Origin of the sequence: Pigmentiphaga kullae, assembly GCF_004216695.1 — a bacterium.
Classification (GTDB): Bacteria; Pseudomonadota; Gammaproteobacteria; order Burkholderiales; family Burkholderiaceae_B; genus Pigmentiphaga; species Pigmentiphaga kullae.
Genome location: NZ_SGXC01000001.1, coordinates 503,651 through 524,324, shown reverse-complemented (window position 1 = coordinate 524,324; position 20,674 = coordinate 503,651). Strand labels below are relative to the sequence as shown.

At 68.3% G+C, this 20,674-nt stretch carries 19 protein-coding genes; 11 read left to right on the top strand and 8 right to left on the bottom strand.

From position 1 onward, the window contains the following. Positions 1-215: 215 nt before the first annotated feature. From EV675_RS02580 to EV675_RS02555, 6 genes are read left to right on the top strand one after another with little or no spacing between them, the layout of a single operon-like run. Positions 216-821 (top strand): nuclear transport factor 2 family protein, encoded by a 606-nt coding sequence (locus EV675_RS02580; protein WP_130355854.1) that lies wholly within the window; start codon positions 216-218, stop codon positions 819-821. Between the two features lie 16 nt (positions 822-837). After that, a complete protein-coding gene (locus EV675_RS02575) occupies positions 838-1,827 on the top strand; it encodes a Bug family tripartite tricarboxylate transporter substrate binding protein (protein ID WP_130355853.1) in 990 nt (329 codons plus the stop codon). Positions 1,828-1,832: 5 nt separating this feature from the next. Next, complete coding sequence (locus EV675_RS02570) at positions 1,833-3,032, top strand: FAD-dependent monooxygenase (RefSeq protein WP_130355852.1); 1,200 nt, start codon at positions 1,833-1,835, stop codon at positions 3,030-3,032. Positions 3,033-3,041: 9 nt separating this feature from the next. Next, on the top strand, positions 3,042-3,998 hold the full coding sequence (locus EV675_RS02565; protein ID WP_130355851.1) for a Bug family tripartite tricarboxylate transporter substrate binding protein: 957 nt from the start codon (positions 3,042-3,044) through the stop codon (positions 3,996-3,998). A 25-nt stretch (positions 3,999-4,023) separates the two neighbouring features. Next, the gene (locus EV675_RS02560) at positions 4,024-4,692 is read left to right on the top strand and encodes a cysteine hydrolase family protein (protein ID WP_130355850.1); all 669 of its coding nucleotides are present in this window, start codon (positions 4,024-4,026) and stop codon (positions 4,690-4,692) included. Between the two features lie 21 nt (positions 4,693-4,713). Continuing rightward, positions 4,714-5,736, top strand: a complete 1,023-nt coding sequence (locus EV675_RS02555; RefSeq protein WP_130355849.1) for an amidohydrolase family protein — start codon at positions 4,714-4,716, stop codon at positions 5,734-5,736. Between the two features lie 25 nt (positions 5,737-5,761). Here the strand turns inward: EV675_RS02555 and EV675_RS02550 are convergent, their stop codons facing one another. Then, positions 5,762-6,214: a MarR family winged helix-turn-helix transcriptional regulator gene (locus EV675_RS02550; RefSeq protein WP_242621314.1), complete on the bottom strand. Its 453-nt coding sequence runs from the start codon at positions 6,212-6,214 to the stop codon at positions 5,762-5,764. Positions 6,215-6,299: 85 nt separating this feature from the next. Here EV675_RS02550 and EV675_RS02545 point away from each other — a divergent pair, with 85 nt between their 5' ends. Further along, positions 6,300-7,991 (top strand): FAD-dependent oxidoreductase, encoded by a 1,692-nt coding sequence (locus tag EV675_RS02545; RefSeq protein WP_130355848.1) that lies wholly within the window; start codon positions 6,300-6,302, stop codon positions 7,989-7,991. A 53-nt stretch (positions 7,992-8,044) separates the two neighbouring features. On the opposite strand, the gene EV675_RS02540 is transcribed toward EV675_RS02545, so the two are convergent. Continuing rightward, positions 8,045-9,835 (bottom strand): tannase/feruloyl esterase family alpha/beta hydrolase, encoded by a 1,791-nt coding sequence (locus EV675_RS02540; RefSeq protein ID WP_165404398.1) that lies wholly within the window; start codon positions 9,833-9,835, stop codon positions 8,045-8,047. 182 nt (positions 9,836-10,017) lie between these two features. Between EV675_RS02540 and EV675_RS02535 the strand changes: the two genes are divergently transcribed. Continuing rightward, positions 10,018-11,274, top strand: coding sequence for a LysR family transcriptional regulator (locus EV675_RS02535; protein WP_130355846.1), 1,257 nt, complete (start codon positions 10,018-10,020; stop codon positions 11,272-11,274). 33 nt (positions 11,275-11,307) lie between these two features. On the opposite strand, the gene glmS is transcribed toward EV675_RS02535, so the two are convergent. Then, positions 11,308-13,140, bottom strand: coding sequence for a glutamine--fructose-6-phosphate transaminase (isomerizing) (gene glmS / locus EV675_RS02530; protein ID WP_130355845.1), 1,833 nt, complete (start codon positions 13,138-13,140; stop codon positions 11,308-11,310). Positions 13,141-13,311: 171 nt separating this feature from the next. Between glmS and EV675_RS02525 the strand changes: the two genes are divergently transcribed. Next, positions 13,312-13,782: an Lrp/AsnC family transcriptional regulator gene (locus EV675_RS02525; protein WP_130355844.1), complete on the top strand. Its 471-nt coding sequence runs from the start codon at positions 13,312-13,314 to the stop codon at positions 13,780-13,782. A 4-nt stretch (positions 13,783-13,786) separates the two neighbouring features. Here EV675_RS02525 and glmU read toward each other — a convergent pair whose 3' ends face one another. Next, positions 13,787-15,169 carry a bifunctional UDP-N-acetylglucosamine diphosphorylase/glucosamine-1-phosphate N-acetyltransferase GlmU gene (glmU, locus tag EV675_RS02520; protein WP_130355843.1) on the bottom strand — a complete coding sequence of 461 codons (1,383 nt, stop codon included), beginning with the start codon at positions 15,167-15,169 and terminating at the stop codon, positions 13,787-13,789. A 67-nt stretch (positions 15,170-15,236) separates the two neighbouring features. Between glmU and EV675_RS02515 the strand changes: the two genes are divergently transcribed. Further along, the gene (locus EV675_RS02515) at positions 15,237-16,103 is read left to right on the top strand and encodes a DUF6279 family lipoprotein (RefSeq protein WP_130355842.1); all 867 of its coding nucleotides are present in this window, start codon (positions 15,237-15,239) and stop codon (positions 16,101-16,103) included. A gap of 14 nt (positions 16,104-16,117) precedes the next feature. Here the strand turns inward: EV675_RS02515 and EV675_RS02510 are convergent, their stop codons facing one another. From EV675_RS02510 to EV675_RS02495, 4 genes are all read right to left on the bottom strand, one after another. Continuing rightward, positions 16,118-16,750, bottom strand: a complete 633-nt coding sequence (locus tag EV675_RS02510; RefSeq protein ID WP_130355841.1) for a glutathione peroxidase — start codon at positions 16,748-16,750, stop codon at positions 16,118-16,120. Between the two features lie 25 nt (positions 16,751-16,775). Continuing rightward, positions 16,776-17,963 carry an FIST signal transduction protein gene (locus EV675_RS02505; protein ID WP_130355840.1) on the bottom strand — a complete coding sequence of 396 codons (1,188 nt, stop codon included), beginning with the start codon at positions 17,961-17,963 and terminating at the stop codon, positions 16,776-16,778. Between the two features lie 79 nt (positions 17,964-18,042). Then, positions 18,043-18,738: a PhaM family polyhydroxyalkanoate granule multifunctional regulatory protein gene (locus EV675_RS02500; protein WP_130355839.1), complete on the bottom strand. Its 696-nt coding sequence runs from the start codon at positions 18,736-18,738 to the stop codon at positions 18,043-18,045. Positions 18,739-18,761: 23 nt separating this feature from the next. Then, positions 18,762-19,754: a fumarylacetoacetate hydrolase family protein gene (locus tag EV675_RS02495; protein ID WP_130355838.1), complete on the bottom strand. Its 993-nt coding sequence runs from the start codon at positions 19,752-19,754 to the stop codon at positions 18,762-18,764. Between the two features lie 168 nt (positions 19,755-19,922). Here EV675_RS02495 and EV675_RS02490 point away from each other — a divergent pair, with 168 nt between their 5' ends. Beyond that, the gene (locus tag EV675_RS02490; protein ID WP_165404397.1) at positions 19,923-20,657 is read left to right on the top strand and encodes a DUF3108 domain-containing protein; all 735 of its coding nucleotides are present in this window, start codon (positions 19,923-19,925) and stop codon (positions 20,655-20,657) included. Positions 20,658-20,674: the final 17 nt, after the last annotated feature.

Sequence of the window (20,674 nt, the reverse complement as noted above, 5' to 3'; positions counted from 1 at the left end):
AATAGATATAAGAGATATATTAGACAAATTAACATGCGGTTCCTAGAATCTGCCGCATACACAAAACGCCCGGAACACGCGCCGTTCCAGGCCTCTTCCCATCTCCCCACTCGCTCCGTCCGGAGCGTCGCGGTTCGGCTTCGAAGCGACAGGCCGAAGGGACCCGGCTTGTCCGGCGCAAGGGTCGGGCATCGATCACAAGGTGAGGAGACGACATGAGCGACGCATGGAGCGACGAGCGGGAAATCCGGCAACTGGTGGAGCGTTGGGCGGTGTGGCGCGATGCCGGGGACTGGGAGCGGTTCGCCACGGTCTGGCATCCGGAAGGCGTCATGATGGCCACCTGGTTCCAGGGGCCTTACGCCGAATTCATCCGCGTCACGCGCGAAGGCTGGGACAAGGGCGTGAGCATTCTTCACTTTCTGGGCGGCTCGGCGGTCGAGGTCCAGGGCGACCGCGCCATCGCCCAGACCAAGATGACCATCTCGCAGCGCGGCCCCATCGATGGCGTGCCGTGCGACGTGGTGTGCACGGGCCGCTTCTACGATTTCCTCGTCAGGCACGAAGGCCGGTGGCAGTTGCTGCATCGCCAGCCCATCTACGAGAAGGACCGGGTCGATCCGGTGGACCCCGGGGCGAAGCTGACGCTGGACCAGGATGAGCTGGCGCGCATGCCCGAGGGATATCGCCATCTGGCCTACATCCAGACCCGCATCGGCTACCGGGTCAAGATGGACATGCCCATGCTCAAGGGCGAGGCGGTGGAGACGCTGTACCGGCGCGGCGCGAGCTGGCTGGCCGGCGGTCCGCTGGAACGGTAAGGGAAGGGGACGCGAGATGAGCTGCGACATTCTTCCCCGGCGCCGCGCGCTGGTGCTGGCGGCGTCGTTCGCCGCTTCGGCATTGCCCTGGGCGGGCGCGGCGAGGGCCGAGTGGCCCGAACGGCCGATCACCATCGTGGTGCCCTACACGCCGGGCACCAGCATGGACACCCTGGCGCGTACGCTCAGCCCCAGGCTCGCGCAGCGTCTGGGTCAGCCCGTCATCGTCGAGAACCGACCCGGCGCCAGCGGCAACATCGGCACGGGATACGTCGCCCATGCCGCGCCGGACGGGTACACGCTGATGATGACCGTCAGCACCTTCGTGATGAACCCCAGCCTGTTCAAGAGCGTGCCCTACGACCCGCTGGCGAGCTTCGTCCCGGTCGGGCAGGTGGCGGTCGGCGCGCTGGTGTTCGCGGTGAATCCGGCCTTCCCGGCCGGCACGCTGGACGAGGCGATCAAGGCCTTCCGGTCCAGGCCTGGCCGGTATGCCTATGCCTCGCCGGGCAAGGGCACGCCGCAGCACCTGGCCATGGAGCTGTTCAAGCTGCATGCCGGCGTGGACGTCATGCACGTGCCCTACAGCGGATCGGCCGGCGCGGTCACCGACCTGCTGGGCGGGCAGGTGCAGGCCATGATCCTGCCGGCGAACACCGCGCTGGGGCTCAAGCAGTCCGGCAAGCTGCGCGTGTTGGCCGCCACCCAGCCACGCCGTATCGAGGTCATGTCCGACGTGCCCACGCTGGCGGAGCAGGACGTGCGCGGCGCCGACGTGGACCTGTGGTTCGGCATGCTCGCCCCCGCCAGGACACCCCAGGCCATCGTGACGGCCCTGAATCGCGAGATCAACCAGGTGCTGGCCATGCCGGATATCCAGCAAAGCCTGGACGAACAAGGGCTGACTGTCGCGTCCGGCACGCCCGAGGCCTTCGGCCGGCTGGTTTCCACCGAACACGCCCGTTGGGCGGATGTAATCAGGAAGGCCCGCATCAGCGCGGATTGAATGACATGAAGAAAGACCAGAAACCCCGAATCATCATCGTCGGCGCCGGCATCGGCGGCCTGACCGCCGCCGCCAGCCTGCTCAAGCGCGGCTTTCCCGTGCGCGTGTACGAACAGGCTCCCGCGCTGGGCGAGATCGGCGCCGGCATCCAGTCCAGCGCCAACGCGGTCAAGGTGCTGTACGACCTCGGGCTGCGCGAGGAACTCGAGAAGACCGTGGTGCGGCCGCTGGCGTTCGAGTTCCGGCGCTTCGACACGGCCGAGATGATGCACCGCATTCCCCTCGGTCCGCAGCACGAACAGGCGAACGGGGCGCCGTATTTCCACATCCACCGCGCCGACTTGCACGAGCTGTTGGCCAAGGCGGTACTGGCACTGGACCCGGACTGCATCGCGCTGAACGCGCGGGCGGAAGGCTTCGACGAAACCGCCGACGGTATCACGTTGCGGCTGGCCGACGGGACGCGCGCCACGGGCGAGGTTCTGGTTGGAGCGGACGGCATCAGGTCGGCCATACGGGCGCAGATCCTGGGGGCCACCCCGGTCAGCTACACCGGCGACGTCGCCTGGCGCGCGGTGATCCCGACGGACCGCCTGCCCGCCGGCATCATGGATACGGTATCGACGGTATGGTGCGGGCCCAAGAAGCATGCCGTGATGTACTACCTGCGCGCCGGCAAGCTGATGAACTTCGTCGGGCTGGTGGAACACGCGCAGCCCGAGAACGAGTCGTGGACGCAGCGGCGGCCCTGGGCCGACCTCAAGGCGGACTTCGAAGGCTGGCATCCCACCATACAGACCGTGATCGACGCGATCGACCGAGACGGCTGCTACCGCTATGCCTTGAACGACCGCATGCCGGTGGACAACTGGAGCACCGGCAGGGCGACGCTGCTGGGCGACGCCGCGCATCCCACCTTGCCCTACCTGGCCTCGGGCGCGGCCATGGCCATCGAGGACGGCGCGGTGCTGGCGCGCTGCCTGGACGAGCAGGCCAGCGTCGCCGGCGCGCTGCGCAGCTACCAGAACAGCCGCATGGACCGCACCGCGGCGGTGGTGCGCGAGTCGGCCGAGAACCGCGACCTCTACCGCATCGAGGACGAGAGCGCGATGCGCCTGGCCTTCCAGCGCAAGGACATGAACAAGAGCCGAGCCCAATGGCTGTATTCCTACGATCCGCTGACGGTGCCGCTGGCGGAAGACTGAGGAGTTGACATGCGATACCCGTACCTGACGTTCGCCGCCGCCTGCTGCGCGGCCAGCCTGCCCGCGCAGGCGCAATCCGGTCCGCCGACCACCATCGTCGTCGCGACGTCGGCGGGAACGGGCGTCGACGTGATCGCCCGCGTGCTGGGGCGGCAATTGGCTGCGCAGATGGGATCGCCGGTCATCGTCGAGAACCGGCCGGGCGCCAGCGGCAACATCGGCGCCGACCACGTCGCGCGCGCCGCGTCCGACGGCCGCACGCTGCTTCTGGCCGCCACCACTTTCGCCACCAACGCGGCGGTCAACCGCACGCTGCCCTACGACCCGGTCAAGAGCTTCGTGCCGATCAGCCTGCTCAGCACTGGCGCGATGACCCTGGCGGTGGCGCCGACGCTCAAGGCCGAGTCGGTGCCGGAACTGGTCCGGCTCGCCAAGGCCACACCCGGCGCCATCAACTACGCGTCGCCCGGCAACGGCACGCCGCAGCACCTGGCCATGGAGCTGTTCAAGCTGGAGGCGGGCGTGGACCTGTTCCACGTGCCCTACAAGAGCACCGGCGGCGCCGTGACCGACCTGGCCGGCGGCCACATCTCGGCCATGGTCGTGCCGATAGACACGGTGCTGCCATTGGCCACGGGCGGCAAGGTCAAGGTGCTGGGGGTGATGAGCGCCCAGCGGTTCCAGGGCCTGCCGGACGTGCCTACCCTGAGCGAGCAGGGGCTGCCCAAGGTGGAGGTCGGCGTCTGGTACGGGTTGCTGGCGCCCGCCGGCACGCCCCGGGCCACGGTGGACCGGCTCAACCGCGAGGTCAACGAGGCGCTGGCCCGCCCCGAAGTCGTGACGACGCTGCGGCAGCAGGGCATCGATCCGGCCGGGGGCTCGCCGGAACGGCTGGCCGCGCACCTGCGCGCGGAACTGGCGCGCTGGCAGGCGGTGGTGAAGGCGGCCCGCATCAGCGTGGACTGAGTACAACCCCGGGAAGGAGCGCCGCATGTACGGCATCAGCCAGGAAATCATCGATCGCGTGGTGGCCCGCCGTGGCCGCCTGCATGCCTACGAAACCATCGAGGCAGCCAGGACGGCCCTGGTGGTCATCGACCTGCAAAACTACTTCATGAAGCCGGAGTATCCCAGCTCCGTGCCCGCCGCCCGCGAGATCGTGCCCAAGGTCAACGAGGCCGCGCGCGTGGTCCGCAGCCGGGGCGGCACGGTGGTGTGGATCTCGACCTCGTCCGACGGGGCGGAAAAGTTCTGGTCCGTCATGCACGAACACCTGCTCACGCCCCAGCAGGAGCGGGGACGCCGGGCCGGCCTGCAGCCGGGCAGCGACGGCTTCGCGCTGTGGAGCGGGCTGGAGGTCGAGCCGCTGGACCTGCAGGTCACCAAGCGCACCTTCAGTGCCCTGGTGCATGGTTCGTCGCCGCTGGAGTCGGATCTGCGCGGTCGCGGCATCGACACGGTGCTGATCGCCGGCACCGTCACCAACGTATGCTGCGAGTCCACGGGGCGGGACGCCATGATGCTGAACTTCAAGACCATCATGCTGGCCGATGCGCTGGCCGGCAAGCTGGCGTCCGCGCACGTGGCCGCGCTGTCGGGATTCATCGAGAACTTCGGCGACGTGATGCTGGTTGAAGAAATGGCGGCGCGCCTCGCGTAGCGGCCAGGGAGACGGAAAATCATGAGAAAGATCGACATCTACAGTCACATCATGCCGCGGCGCTATCTGGATCTGATGAAGGAACATGCCAAGGATCCCGGCCTGATCAAGCGCATGAGCAACCTGCGCATGTTGTGGGACATGGACGCCCGGATGGAAATGCTGTCGCAATGGCCGGAAGTGCAGCAGGTGCTGACCCTGGCGCTGCCGCCGCCCGAGGCGCTGGGCAACGCCGACCGGTCGCCCGGCTTCGCCCGTATCGCCAACGACGACATGGCGGCCATCGTGGCGCGCTCGCCCAAGGTGTTTCCCGCGTTCGTGGCGGCCCTGCCCATGAACAACGTGCCCGCCGCGCTGGAGGAAATGGACCGGGCCGTGACGACACTGGGCGCGCGCGGCATCCAGGTCACGACCAGCGTGAACGGGCGTCCGCTGGACGATCCGGAGTTCTTCCCCGTGTTCGAGCGCGCGACCAAGGTGCACGGAATTCCGGTCTGGATGCATCCGTTCCGTCCCGCGTCGCAGGCCGATTATCCGGTCGAGGACAAGTCCCGGTTCGAGATCTGGCAGGTCCTGGGCTGGCCCTACGCCACCAGCGTGGCCATGGCGCGCATGGTGTTTTCGCAGATGTTCGACCGTCTGCCGGAGCTGCGCATCATCACGCATCATTGCGGCGCGATGATTCCCTACTTCGGCGGCCGCGCCGAGACGCTGTGGGCCCAGCTGGGAAGCCGCAGCGTCGAGGACGACTACAACGGCCTGCTCGATCGCATGGCGAAGAAGCCCATCGACTACTTCAAGATGTTCTATGCCGACACCGTGCTGGGCGGCTCGGCCTCGGCCCTGCGCTGCGGGCTGGATTTCTTCGGCAGCGACAAGGTGGTGTTCGCCAGCGACTGCCCGTTCGATCCCGAGGAAGGCCCGATGTTCATCCGCGAGGGCATACGCTCGGTCGAGTCGCTGGATCTTGCCGACGACGACAAGAAGAAGATCTACCTGCTCAACGCGCTCAAGCTGCTGGGGCTGGACGAGGATCTGAAGTAGGGAAGGGAAGCCGGCCGGCTTCCCTTCAATCGACCGACGCGGCGTAGGTGGCCAGGTCCTTCAACAGCACCGACAGGTTGCGGTTGCCGACTTCCTGGACCATCTCTTCCTGGGCCACCGCCACGGCCCGTCCGAAATCATCCAGCCACGCCAGCCCCGCGGGCGTGAAGCGCACGATGCGGGCCCGCTTGTCCGCCGGATCGGCCACGCGTTCCACCAGGCCCAGTTCCTCGCACTGCCCGATCAATTCGTTCATCGCCGCGTTGGTCATGGCCGAGCGCCGGGCCAGGTCGGTGATGCGCGTGCCCTCCAGGTCCAGGTGGCGCGTCAGGTTCACGTGCCAGCGGCGCGTCTGGGCGTGTCCCGCCTCGGCCATCAGGTCCATGACGCGCTGCTCGAAACGGCGCAGGGCGCTGTTGAGCACGCGGCCGGGGTTGTGGGTGCGCCAGCGGTAGGCGTTGCTATCAAGGGTTTTCACGGGATCGAATCGGATTGTACGGAACCATTTGCTTTGGTAACCTAAATAAATGTCGAATCAGGCCAGCCAGAGAAGGAAACATACGATGCTTGACGACGCACAGTCTACTGTCAGGGCGGCGACCCGGCTCGAGGTCGACGTGCTGGTCGCCGGGGGCGGCCCGTGCGGGTTGATGCTGGCGAACGAACTGGGACCGCGCGGCGTGCGCTGCCTGGTCGTGGACGCCAAGCCCGGCACGGCGTTCAACCCGCAGGCCAATGCCACCCAGGCCCGCACCATGGAGCATTTCCGCCGGCTGGGCTTCGCGCGCGAGATCCGGGCGCTGGGGCTGCCCGCCGACCATCCCACGGACATCGCGTACTTCACGCGCTACGCGGGGCACGAGCTCGCGCGCATCAGGCTGCCCACCGCCGCCGAGGCCGCGGTGCGCATCAAGACCATGACGGGTTCCTGGAGCGCGGCCGAACTGCCGCATCGCGTGTCGCAGAAATTCGTCGAGGCGGCGCTGCGGCGGCATGCGCAGGCCTGGCCGTCGATCGACCTGCGTTATGGCTGGGCGCTGCGGGAGTTCCGCGAAGAGGACGATGGCGTCGTCGCGCTGGTGCGGCCGGTCGATGGCGGCGAGTCCGTGGAGGTGAAGGCCCGGTTCCTGGTGGGCGCCGACGGCGCGCGCAGCTTCGTCCGGGGACGACTGGGCATCGAGTGGGATGGAGTGACCGGGATCCAGCGCGAGTTCATGGGCGGCAAGATGTTCGCCATCTACCTGCGTTCGCCGGAGTTCCTGTCCAGGCTGCCCCATCCCAAGGCCTGGATGTACGTCGCGGTCAATCACCAGCGGCGCGCCTTCATGGCGTCGGTGGACGGCGTGGCCGAGTTCGCCTTCCATGCCGCGATCCACCCCGGAGAGAACCCGGAAAGCTGGACCGAAGCGGACGCGCGCCGCATCTTCGCCGAAGCGGTGGGGATGGACGTGCCGATGGAGATCCTGTCCATGGGCACCTGGCTGGCCGGGCACGCGCTGGTCGCGCGGCGCCTGCGCAGCGGCCGCGTGTTCATCGCCGGCGACGCGGCGCACTTGTTCACGCCCACCGGCGGCCTGGGCTACAACACGGCGGTCGAGGACGCGGTGAACCTGGCCTGGAAGCTCGCCAGCGTGCTCAAAGGCCAGGCGCCGCCGTCGCTGCTGGACAGCTACGAGGCCGAGCGCAGGCCGCTGGCCGAGCGCAATACCGGATTCGCCCGGCGCTTCGCCGATTCGGTGGGCCTGTTCCAGGCCCGGTCCGTGCTGGAAGCGGACACGCCGCAAGGCGAAGCCGAACGCGCGGCGGCCGCGCGCCACCTGGACGAGCATGCGCGGCTGGAGTTCAACATCCCGGGCGTTACGTTCGGCGGCCGCTACGACGGCTCGCCCATCATCGCGGGCGATGGCGCGGCGCTGCCGCCGGACGAGCCCAACCAGTACGTCCCCACCGCCAGTCCCGGCGGCCGCCCGCCGCACATGTGGCTGGAGGACGGCCGTTCGCTGTTCGACCTGTTCCATCGCGAGTGGACGCTGCTGGTGCTGGGCGAGGACGAGGTATCGCACGCGGGCTTCGAGGTCGCCGCGCATGAACTGGCCATCGACCTGAAGCCCGTCCGGCTGGCGTCCCCGGCGCTGTGCGAATTGTATGAAGCGCCGCTGGTCCTCATCCGCCCCGACCAGATCGTCGCCTGGCGGGGAGCGAACGCCGACGAGGCGCGCGCCGTCCTGGAAAGGGTGACCGGGCGGCGGGCTTAGCCCCCCCGCAGCCCGCCGTCCGATTCAGGCCGGGCGGCTACACGTCTGGATGTTCAGCCCGCCACGCAAGCGTAGTTTTCCGCAAGGTGTCCGCCATCCGGTTTCGCGCCCACGTACTTCGGATAGAGCGGATAGCGGCAAAGCGGCTTCGATGCGATGACCTCGTACGGGGGCAGGGCCCGCCGGTTCGCCAGTACCAGGCTGTCGGCCGGCTTGATGCCCTGTTCGGCCCAGTTCTCCAGTTGCGCGAGCAGATCGATGCGGCCCGGGATGCCGTAGTCAGGGGCGTTATCCGCCCCGGCCGCGATGCCTCCCGAGGTATGCGGCAGTCCCGTGGCGACATAGGCGGCAAAGAACTGATCGACCTTGTCCCGGCCCATCTTCGCCGACACGGCATTCCAGTAGTCGAGGCCCGTCATCGGACTCTGGCCCTTGTCGGCCAGGTCTTCGCGCAGGATGAGCTTGCCTCCGCGCGCAAAGAAGGCGGTCAGGTCGGGGTTGGTGGCATCGATCATGTTCGACACCTCGAGCACGCGGGCGCGGTAGTCCGCCGGGTCGTAGGCGAGCGCGTTGAAGTGGGGATCGCGCGCAATGAAGTAGCGCACGTAGTAGCTGCCGTAGAGATAGCTTCGTCCGACGCCCGGCGTGTTGTCGGGGTCGGGCGTGGGTGCAGCGGTGCCCGTCACCCAGCCCGCCCAGTTGCCGGACAGGCCTTCGCTGCCCGGGAGATATCCGGCGTAGGACGTCATTCCGTTGGCCAGGGCGAAGGGAAACGTATATCCCTTGTAGGCCCACCTGATCGCCGCCAGTTGCCCGTCGGAGAAGCAGGCGGCGCCTTCGTCCGTGCCGGAGGGGCAGCGCTTCGCGTCGATCGCGGCCTGCGCGATGGGCTTGCAGGCCAGATAGTTGCTGACGACCTTGTCCACGATGCCATCCATGGCATCGCAAGCCTCGGCCACCGTGTCCTGCAGCAGCTGAGTCTTGTTGCCCAGCCAGCTGCCGGGGGTGCTTTGAACGGCGCCGAAGCTGTTCTGGAAAGTCCAGAGCGCCGTGGCGTTCATGACCGGATCGATGGAGACGACGCCATCGAAGTCGGCGGGATACCGCTGCGCCATCATCATGCCTTCGCGTCCGCCCTGGGAGCCCCCGAGGTAATAGCTCTTCTTCGGAGCGTGCTGGTAGTAGCGCTTGCCGAGCTCCACCGCGGCGTCGTGTGTCTTCTTGTAGGAAGCGTAGGCGAAGTTGACCAGCGCCTCGTCGTTCAGGGCGAAGGCGGCCGGATGCACATCGGCGGAATTCTGGTGGCCCGAATCGGTGCCGGCGGTCATGTAGCCCCGCGTCAGCGGCAGCGGCGTTTCGGGGCCGGCGTTGCGGCTGGGCTGTACGCCGGTGTTCAGCACGCCGTTGTAGCCGCCGCCGCCGAATTGAAGCTTCTTGCCGTTCCAGCTCGTCGGCAGGTTGACCTGGGACTTGATCATCGGGGCGGAGGTGTCCACGGGCTTGATGTCCAGCAGCACCTCGCAGTAGTCGGGCGTCGCCTGGTCGATGGCGGTCCCCGCCGCGTTGGGCCGGTCGGGCTGCGCCTTTCTGTAGGTGGCCGAAGTGACGACGGCGCCGGAGGTCGGTTCGCCGATGGCCGAGGCTTCGATTGTCTTGCCGTTGAGGCCAGAACAGGCTTGTTCGGCATTTGCCACGACAAGCGGCACGGTGAACGATCCGTCGCCGCCGGCCGTGGCCGTATCGCCTCCGCCACAGGCGCTGAGCAAGGCCGTGGCCGCGAATGGCCAAACCAGCGTGAGGACGCGTTGACGCAGGAAGCGCGTCTCGATCATGGGTGTATTCATGTTGTCTCTCTCCTTGGCGATGGGAATTGTCTTGTGGGCCGCCATGCCTGGGCGCCATGGATCCATCGCCAGAGTCATGAGGATTCCATGTCCGCTTGCCGGGGACCAATGCCACGGGGGGAGGGATCTATGCGTTTTGTTTATATGATGATGACGTGGCGACGAACCGGGCGAGGAAATGGATGGACGTGTTGGGGCTGCCTAGATTGACCATGCATCTGCGGGCCATGAGGGTATTCATGGCCGTGAGCAGGCATGGCAGCACTGTCCGGGCGTCCCAGGCCATTCACTTGTCCCAGCCCGCGGTGGCCCGCGCCATCATCGAGCTGGAGAAGGCGTGTGGATTGGCGCTTTTTACGCGCGCGGCGAGAGGCATGGCGGCCACCTCGGTCGGCGCTTCGCTGGCAATGCGCGTGGAAACCGTTTTCGCCCATCTGGACCGGGGAGCCCAGGAGGCGATCGCCGCGGTGCCGGCTGAAGCGCGTCGGCCGGCCGCCGCCGGGCGTTTTTCCGCGGTCGTGGCGCCGGCCGGGCTGCGCGCGCTTTACGCGATCGCAGCGGCGGGGAGCGAGTCCGCCGCCGCGGCCATGCTCGGCGTCACGCAGCCGGCGATCCATGCCGCCTTGCAGGGGCTGGAGCAGTCGTTGGGCGCCAGGCTGTTCTACCGGCTTGCTTCCGGAACGCGGCTGACTCCCGCAGGCGAAGCGCTGCTGCGCCGTGTGAAGCTTTCGATGGCCGAGATCAGGGCTATCGAAAGCGATATCGCCGCATGGCAGGGGAAAGTGCGCGGCCGCATCGTCCTGGGCGTGCTGCCGTTATCGGTATCGTTCTTTCTGCCGCTGGGCATCGAAGCGCTGATCAGCCGTCATCCGGACATAGAAGTCCGGATCGTCGACGGAACCTACGAAAGCCTGGTCCAGCAGTTGTCCAATGCGGACGTCGATGCCATCGTCGGTGCGCTGCGGGATGACGCGCCTGCGCAGGAGATCCGGCAATTTCCCCTGTTCGACGACGACCTGGTCGTCGTGGCGCGCGAGGGGCATCCTTGCCTGAGACATCCGTCGTTGACCCTGGAGGCATTGCTGCGGTGGGAATGGGTCATGCCGTTGAGCGGGACCCCGGCGGAACGGGTGTTGGAACAGGTGTTCCGCGCGGAAGGGCTGGACCTACCGACCCCTCGCCTTCGTGCCAGCAGTCCCGCCCTTACGCTGGCTTTCGTGCTGCAGACCGGCAGGCTGGCGCTGGCCTCGCGCGCGGACGTCGGCGCCAGCCATCATGCCGGCCAACTGCGCATTGCCCCGGTTGCCTTGCCATCGAGCCGGCGGCGCATAGGCATCGCGACGCGCTCCATAGGCGAGCTGTCGCAAGGCTTGTCTCTACTCCTGCAGGCGTGCCAGGCGGCGGCTCCCGCAGGCATCAGGCCGCCGCCATCTTCCTAGGCGTGCCGGGGCCGTATCGCCGGCCCCGTGGCATCACTCCACCGTCACGCTCTTGGCCAGGTTGCGCGGCTTGTCCACGTCGGTGCCGCGCGCGCACGCCGTGTGATAGGCCAGCAACTGCATGGGCACCACGTGCAGGATGGGCGAGAGCCAGCCGTAGTGCTCGGGCATGCGGATCACGTGCACGCCGGTTTCCGAGCGGATGTTGCTGCCCGCGTCGGCGAACACGTACAGGTGGCCGCCGCGCGCGCGCACTTCCTGCATGTTCGATTGCAGCTTCTTGAGCAGCGCGTCCTGCGGCGCCACGGTGATCACGGGCATCTGGTCGGTGACCAGGGCCAGCGGGCCGTGCTTGAGTTCGCCGGCCGGGTAGGCTTCGGCGTGGATGTAGCTGATTTCCTTGAGCTTGAGCGCGCCTTCGAGCGCGATCGGGTAGTGCATGCCGCGGCCCAGGAACAGCGCGTTTTCCTTGCGCACGAACTCCTCGGCCCACGAGATGATCTGCGGCTCCAGGGCCAGCACGGCCTGGATGGCGACCGGCAGGTGGCGCAGCGAGCGGATGTGGTCCGCTTCCTGTTCTTCGGTCAGGCGGCCCTTGCTCTTGGCCAGCGCCAGCGTCAGCAGGAACAGGCCCACGAGCTGGGTGGTGAAGGCCTTGGTGGACGCCACGCCGATCTCCACGCCCGCGCGGGTCAGGAAGTTCAGCGTGCATTCGCGCACCATGGCGCTGGTGGCCACGTTGCAGATGGTCAGCGTGTGCTTCATGCCCTGCTGCTGCGCATGCTTGAGCGCGGCCAGGGTGTCGGCGGTCTCGCCCGACTGCGAGATGGTGACGACCAGGCTGCGCACGTTGGGCACGCTGGTGCGGTAGCGGTATTCGCTGGCGATCTCGACGGCGACGGGCACCTGGGCGATGGCTTCGATCCAGTATTTGGCGGTCAGGCCGGCGTAGTAGCTGGTGCCGCAGGCCAGGATCAGCACCGAGTCGATCTGGTCGAAGACGCCGGCGGCGGTTTCGCCGAACAGTTCGGGCGTGACGGTCTCGATGTCCTGCAGGGTGTCGCCGATGGCGCGCGGCTGCTCGAAGATTTCCTTTTGCATGTAGTGCCGGTAGGGGCCGAGGTCGGCCGCCGCGGTATGCGCGATCACGGCGCGGGCCGGGCGCTCGACCGGCTGGCCGTTCTCGTCGACGATCCAGACGCGGGCGAGCTGCAGGTCGACGACGTCGCCGTCTTCCAGGTAGATGATGTTGTTGGTGGTGCCGGTCAGGGCCAGCGCGTCCGAGGCCAGGAAGTTCTCGTTTTCGCCCAGGCCGACGATGAGCGGCGAGCCGTGGCGGGCGCCGACCACGCGGTGCGGTTCGTCGCGGCAGAACGCGGCGATGGCGTAGGCGCCCTGCAGGCGCTTGACGGTCTGCTGCATGGCGGCGAACAGGTCGCCGTCGTACAGGTGGTTGAGCAGGTGGGCGATGACCTCGGTGTCGGTCTGGCTTTCGAACTCGTAGCCGTAGCCTTGCAGCTCGGTGCGCAGTTCCTCGTAGTTCTCGATGATGCCGTTGTGCACCAGCGCGACGCGGCTGCGGCCGTTGCGGTCGGCCGAGAAGTGCGGGTGCGCGTTGTTGGTGGCCGGGGCGCCATGCGTGGCCCAGCGGGTGTGGGCGATGCCGGTGAAGCCGGTCACCTTCTCGCCCGCGATCAGCGATTCGAGCTCGGCCACGCGCGAGGTGCTGCGGGTGCGCCGCAGTTCGCCGTCGAGGTGGACGGCCACGCCGCAGGAGTCATAGCCGCGGTATTCCAGGCGCTTCAGGCCTTCGATCAGAACGGGAACGATGTCGCGTTGGGCGACGGCGCCGACGATGCCACACATGATGCTTGTGTCCTTGATGAACGGGTTCGGCGCAATTCTGGTCTCTTCAGGAAGAAATGTAATTACTATTTTTAGGTATTTTTTTGTGAAAATTTCGCCTTTTTGAGTGGAAGAATTTTTATTAAAAAATTAGCATAATAGTTATGGAAAATTTCATCGACTAGGCTGCCCATGTCCGTCACCGTGGATCTCGACGACGTCGACCGGCGCATTCTGTCGGTTTTGCAGAACGATGCGACGCTGACCAACCAGGAACTGGCCGCGCGCGTGCACGTGTCGGCGCCGACCTGCCTGCGCCGGGTCCGGCGCCTGATCGAGCAGGGGGTGATCGAGAAACAGGTGGCCATCGTCTCGCCCGAGAAGGTGGGCGCGGGCCTGACCGGCATCGTCGAGATCACGCTGGACGTGCAGGCGGCCGAACGCCTGGCCGAATTCGAGGCCGCCATGGCGCGCGAGACCGCCGTGACCCAGTGCTACCGGGTATCGACCGGACCGGATTTCGTGCTGGTGGTGCAGGTGCCCGACATGGCCGCCTATCACGCGTTGGCGCACCGGGCGTTCACGGCCCAGGGCAACGTGCGCAACGTGCGCACGTTTTTCTCGGTGCACCGGAGCAAGTTCGATACGCGGGTGGCGATCTGAGGTCTTACTTCTTCTTGACCGGCCGCTTCCAGCCGTCCACCGTCGTCTGCGGCGCGCGGGTCAGCGTGAGCCTGTCCGCGGGCGCATCCTTGGTCAGCGTGGTGCCCGCGCCCAGCGTGGCGCCGCGGCCTACGGTGACGGGGGCGACCAACTGGGTGTCCGAGCCGATGAAGACGTCGTCCTCGATCACGGTGCGCGACTTGTTGACGCCGTCGTAGTTGCAGGTGATGGTGCCGGCCCCGATGTTCACCCGCGCCCCCACGGTGGCGTCGCCGACGTAGCTGAGGTGATTGGCCTTGGAGCCGGCGTCGAAGCTGCTGTTCTTGATCTCGACGAAGTTGCCCACGTGGGTCTGGTCGCCCAGCCGCGTGCCGGGGCGCAGCCGCGCATACGGGCCGATGCGGGCGTCGGCGCCGACGGTGGCGCCGTCCAGGTGGCTGAAGGCCGCCACGCGGGTGCCCGCGCCGACGCGCACGTCGCGCAGCACGCAGTTCGGGCCCACCGACACGCCATCGGCCAGTTCGACGCTGCCCTCGAACACGCAGCCCACGTCGATGAAGACGTCGCGGCCGCAGGTCAGGCTGCCGCGCACGTCGAAGCGGGCCGGGTCGGCCAGCGTGACGCCCGCTTCCAGCTGGCGTTCGGCCTGGGCGCGCTGGTAGATGCGTTCCAGTTCGGCCTGCTGCACGCGGCTGTTCACGCCCAGCGTTTCCCAGTCGTGGTCGGGCGCGGCGGACAGCACCGGCACGCCGTCGGCCACCGCCATCGCGATGATGTCGGTCAGGTAGTATTCGCCCTGGGCGTTGTCGTTCTTCAGCGAGCCCAGCCAGCGCTTGAGCGCGGCGGTGGGCGCGGCCAGGATGCCGGTGTTGACTTCGCGTATGGCCAGTTCCTGGGGCGAGGCGTCCTTGTGTTCGACCACCCGGTCGATGGAGCCGGCGCCGTTGCGCACGATGCGCCCGTAGCCGGTGGCGTCGTCCAGCTCCACCGTCAGCACGGCCACTGCGCCGGGCTGCGAAGCCTGGGCATCCAGCAGCCGCTTCAGGGTGTCGCTGTTCACCAGCGGCACGTCGCCGTACAGCACCAGGGTGACGTCGCCGGCGGCGTCGCCGCCCGCCAGCTCGGGTACCGCTTGTTGCACGGCGTGTCCCGTGCCCAGCTGCGGTTGTTGTAAAACGAATCCGAGATCCGTGTCCTGTTCGTAATGGCGCTTGACCGTGTCGGCGCCGTGGCCGACCACCAGGACGATGCGGGAGGGGTCCAGCGCCCGCGCGGCGCCGAGCACGTGGGTCAGCATGGGGCGACCCGCCAGCCCGTGGAGTACTTTGGGCAGGTCGGACTTCATGCGCTTGCCCATGCCGGCGGCCAGGATCACGATGTTGAGCATTTGCAGCACTACTCCGGTTGGAGATGGGTGAAAGCGTGGCAGTTTAAGGCAGCTTCGAGACGAACATATGATCAGAAGTGTATTGATCGTTGTCATCCTTGGCCTGGTCGCCGCATGCAGCGGCGTGAAGCTGGGCTACAACAGCGCGGACAAGGTCCTGGCCTGGCGCCTGGACGACTGGTTCGACCTGTCGGACGGCCTGCGCCAGCCGGCCCGCGACCGCCTGCACCGGGTGCTGGCCTGGCACCGGCGCGAAGAGTTGCCGCGCTATGCCGATATTCTGCGCTCGGCCGAGCGCAGGCTGGTGGATCCGGCGCCGCTGCGCGCGGCCGAACTGCTGGCTTTGCAACAACAGGTGACAGGCCGCCTGCAGGTGCTGGGCGGGCGGGTGGCCGACGAGTTCGCCGACGTGCTGGTCCAGTTCGGCCCCGCGCAGCGCCGCCGGCTGCTGGCGCGCCTGGACGAGAACAACGACGAGTTCCGCGAGGACTACGTCGATGCCGACGCGGGCGCCGTGCGCAAGCGCCGCATCGACCGGATGGTGGACCGCTATCAGTTCTGGCTGGGGCGGCTGTCGCCCGAGCAGCGCATCCATCTCGAGCAATGGGTGGACGCGCGCGGCACGGACGCGGCATGGCGCCTGTCGCTGCGGCAGGACAGGCAGCGGGTGTTCGTCGGCATCGTGGACGAGGCGGCCCGCGGCAAGTCGTCGCCTCAGACCGCCTTGCGGCTGCGGGCGTTCTTTGCCGACCTGGAGGCGCCGTCCGCGCCGCCGGTGCGGGCGCGCCATGAAGAGGGCGACCAGGCTCGCGCGCAGTTGACCGCCGATCTTTTCAACATGGCCACGCCGGCCCAGCGCGACAAGGCGCGCGAGCGGCTGCTGCGGCTGGCCGAGGATTGCCTGGCGCTGGCCGGGCAGGGCGCGGCGTCGTAGCCGCCCGGGCGCGGTCAGCCCGCCAGCAGTTTCTCGATTTCGCGGGTCATGCGCGCGTCGGTGGGTTCGACCGCGCTGGGGAAGGCGGCCACGGGTCTGCCGTCGCGGCCCACGAGGTACTTGTGGAAGTTCCACTTGGGCTGTTGGCCGGTCGCCTTGGCCAGCGAGGCGAACAGCGGGTTGGCATCCTTGCCCGACACCACCGATTTCGAGAAGATCGGGAACTTGACGCCGTAGGTGTTGAAGCACAGGTCGGCGATCTGTTCCTTGGAGCCGGTTTCCTGCGCGAAGTCGTTGGACGGGAAGGCCAGCACCACCAGCCCGCGGTCGCGGTACTTGGCGTAGACGCGCTCCAGGTCTTCGTATTGGTAGGTGTAGCCGCAATAGCTGGCGGTGTTGACCACCAGCAGCACCTTGCCCCGGTACTGGCACAGGTTCTGCGGCGATTCGTCCTGGAGTTTGGGGAAGCTCACGTCCAGCAGGGCGGGGCAGGCGCCGGCGGCGGATGCGGCTGGCGTATCGGCCCGGGCGGCGCGGGGCATCGCGGCCATCGCCGCTGCCGCCAGCAGCGCGGCGGCCAGCACGATGGCGGCACGGCGCAGCGGGTGCGGCGCGGCGGCCGCGCGGGGGAATGGGGATGGCTTCATGATGCGGCTCCCGGCGGGTGCGCCGTCAGAGGAAGACGGCCAGTACACCCGCATACCAATATAGCTGGTCTTTGAAGATCTCGCCGTTGGCGTACAGGCCGATCAGCGGCAGGTCGCCCAGTTGCTGCTGGACCAGCTGCATCTCGGCCGAGGGGCCGCCGAACAGGGTGCCGGTGCGGCCCAGGCAGGAGATGTAGAGGGCGCCGCGCACGCGGTCCATGCCGCCGTGCTGGGACTCGATCTGCTCGCGCAGCGAGGTGCACGCGCGGATCAGGTCGGCCTGCGCGGCCGCGCGATCGCGGCGGCAGAACACGACATGGTCGGCGGCTTCCAGGTCGGTGCCCAGGGCCAGCGCGCGTTCGTGCGGATCGACGCCGATCAGCGGCCGCACCTGGTAGTCGCCATGCATGAAGGCGTCGCCGCTGCCCATGCCGACGAAGGTGCCTTGCAGCATCTGCACCGCCGCCGGCGTGGGCGATGCGCCGGCCGGCGTGCCGCGCCGTTGCAGGATGTCCGGCGCGCCCATGTCGCGCAGCAGCACGTCCAGCGCGGGCACGCCGTCCAGCCGGTTGAGCCGGTGGCCGGTGGATTCGGTCACGCGATGGACCGGTCCGATCGGCTGGCAGCTCTGGCTGACCCGGCTGGCGACGGCGATGTTCTCGGACAGCACCACGCCCGACAGGCCGCCGGACAGGACGCCGTCGGCGATGGTGGTCTGCGGATGGCGGCTGCTGGAGACGCCGCCGAAGACGGCCGCCCCGGCCAGCTTGCCGCGCATGTCATGGACCAGGTCGGCCAGGTCGGGCGTGGCGGCGTCGGCATGGACCAGCGCGGTCCAGGCGGCGCGGCGGCCGTCGGGCGTGCGCGCCAGCCGCTCGGGCGGCGGGGTCGCGCCCGAGAAGACCTGGAAGTCGTCGGGCGCGAAATCCGCCAGCATCAGCGCGATGGCGGGTTCGTCGATGTATTCGGCGGTGCCGGCCGCGATGCCCACGCCTATCGCGCCGGTCCAGTGCGTCACGCCCGTGCGTTCGCGCAGGAAGGCCAGGATCTCGGCGGCCTCGGCGGCGTGGTGGTCGGTCAGGTACAGGAAGCCCAGCGTCGCGCCGGCGCCCGCGCCGGTGCGGCTGGCCCGTTCGATCTGCGCCAGGCACAGCGAGGCCGACATGCGCCAGTCGGGGTGCGTGGCGTGGGCCCAGGGGAACTGCGAACTCACGATGCCGCCCCGCTGTCGCCGCGCGGCGTCCCGCCCGTGGCGGGACGGGCGCCTGGCGCGTCCGGCCGGGCGGATCGGATCATGGCTGGGCCTTGGGCTTGCGGGCCCGGGATGCGGTGGCGCGCTTGGCGGCGGGCCTGGGCGCAGCGGCCGTCTTGCCGCTGCCAGCCTTGGCCCCGGCCGCGGGAGGCGTGGGCATGGACGCGGCCGCGGCGGTCGCCATGCGATTGAACTGGTCCTGCAGCATGTCCCACCAAGGGTTTGCGGCGGGCGCCTCGGCCGGCCTGGCCGAAGCCTGCGGCGCCTGTTCCTCGGCCTTCGGGGCCGCGCCGGGCTTGTCCTGGGCGGTGGGCTTCGCGGCGGCCTTGGCCGGCGCGGGCCGCAGCCCCAGCGCGACCTCCAGCGGCGAAGGCGGCGCATCGGCATCGGCGTTGCCGCCGGCATAGGCCTGGCCGGCGGTCTGCGCGAACGAGCGCAGGGTGGAGATGGTGGCGCGCTGCACCTCCAGGCCCTGGATGGTTCCGCGCAGCATGGTCAGGTTCAGGTTCAGCCAGTTCTCGACGGCGCGCAGGTCGTTGATGCGGCGGTCCAGGTCGTCCAGCCCCATCGCGGGCGAGATCGGCGCGGCCTGCGGCAGCGCGCCCAGGCTGCCCCAGACCTGGCGCAGCATTTCCATGCTTTGCAGCACCGGGTTGGCGATATTGCCGTCGCTGCCCGGAAGCTGGAGGCCCGGGATGCCGAAAGGGTTGCCGGGACCGGCGGTATGGGAGGCCATGGCGGTTTCCTTGCTGGAAGGCGCTATTGCTGCTGTTCGGGCGCGGCGACGATCTGGTCGATGGCGCCGAACAGGCTGGCGCCCGCTTCGTCGAACATCTCGATGCGTATAGTGTCGCCGAATTTCATGAACTCGGTGGTGGCCGAGCCGTCGGCGATGACTTCCAGGCAGCGCTTCTCGGCAATGCACGCGTAGCCGACCGAGGCATCCTTGTTCGAGATCGTGCCCGAGCCCACGATGCTGCCCGCGCGGCAGTTGCGCGTCTTGCAGATGTGGGAGATCAGGCGCGGGAAGCTGAACACCATGTCGGTGCCGGCATGCGGCCGGCCCACGACCTTGCCGTTCCAGGTCACCGTGAGCGGCAGGTGCACCATGCCGTCGCGCCAGGCGGCACCCAGTTCGTCGGGCGTGATGGCCACGGGCGAGAAGGCGGTGGCCGGCTTGCTCTGGAAGAAACCGAAGCCCTTGGCCAGTTCGTTGGGAATCAGGTTGCGCAGCGAGACATCGTTGGCCAGCATGACCAGCCGGATGGCGTCCGCCGCCTCGGCCGGCGTGGCGCCCATGGCGACGTCGCCGGTGATGACCGCCACCTCGCCCTCGAAGTCGATGCCGAAGGCTTCCGCGCCACAGACGATGTCGTCGGTGGGGCCCAGGAAGTCGTCGCTGCCGCCCTGGTACATCAGCGGATCGGTCCAGAACGTCTCGGGCATCTCGGCGTTGCGGGCCTTGCGCACCAGCTCGACGTGATTGACGTAGGCCGAGCCGTCGGCCCACTGGAAGGCGCGCGGCAGGGGGGCCGCGCACTGCCCGGCCGAGAACTCGAACGGCCGCGTGGCGCGCCCGGCATTCAGCGCGTCGTACAGGTCCTGCAGCTGCGGCGCGATGAAGTTCCAGTCGTCCAGCGCGCGTTGCAGCGTGGGTGCGATCTCGGTGGCGAAATGGGCGGTGCGCAGGTCGCGGGAAACGACGATCAACTGGCCGTCGCGCGAGCCGTCGCGGTAGGAAGCGAGTTTCATGGCTGCGTGGAGGGAATGCGATGGGGGGACAAGATGCCGAACAGTAACACGAGGCGGCCAGGGAGCCGCCGCCGCCCGGTAGCAGTCGCTAACAGCCTGGCCGCGCGTGTCCAGTACGATAGGGGCATCACCGTATCAGGGGCCGCCCGAGCGTGGCCCGGACCCGCCATGTCTTTCGATTTCCGCTCCTCCCGCCGACATTTCGCCCGCGCGTGCGCGGCCCTCGCGCTGGCTGCCGCGGCGCCCGCGCTGTATGCGGCCGAGCGCTATGCGCCGCCCGCTTCGGCCCTTCTGACCTACAAACTCAATGCCTCGGCCAAGGGTTTCAAGATCAACGTCGACAGCACGCTGGAATGGCAGCGCAACGGCAGCGACTACCGCCTGGTGAACCGTGGCAGCTTCCTTTTCTTCAGCTTCGTCTGGGAAAGCACCGGCAAGGTCGGCGACGGCGGCCTGCAGCCCGCGCGCTACCAGGAGACGCGCAACAAGCGCGTCAAGACGGCCGAGTTCGACGCCGCCGCGGGCCGCCTGCGCCTGCCCAGCGGCAACGAGGAGCCGCTCAGGCCCGGCACGCAGGACCGCATGTCGGTGCTGCTGCAACTGGCGTCCATCGGCCGCGCCGACAGCGGCGCCTTCGCCGACGGCAAGGTCGTGCCTTTCCGTGTCGCGGGCTCCAGCCAGTCGGACAACTGGCGCTTCCGCGTGGTGGGCCGCGACCAGCTGTCCACGCCCATGGGCAGCATCGAGGCGGTGCACCTGAAGCGCGAACGCGACCACGACGACGGCCAGAAGATCGAGGTCTGGCTGGCGCCCGCGCATGACTGGCTGCCCGTACGGGTGCTGTCGAACGAAGCCGATGGCGATTTCCTGGACCAGGTCGTGCAGAAGATCGAACGGCCGTAACGGGGGTCCTGCTCGCG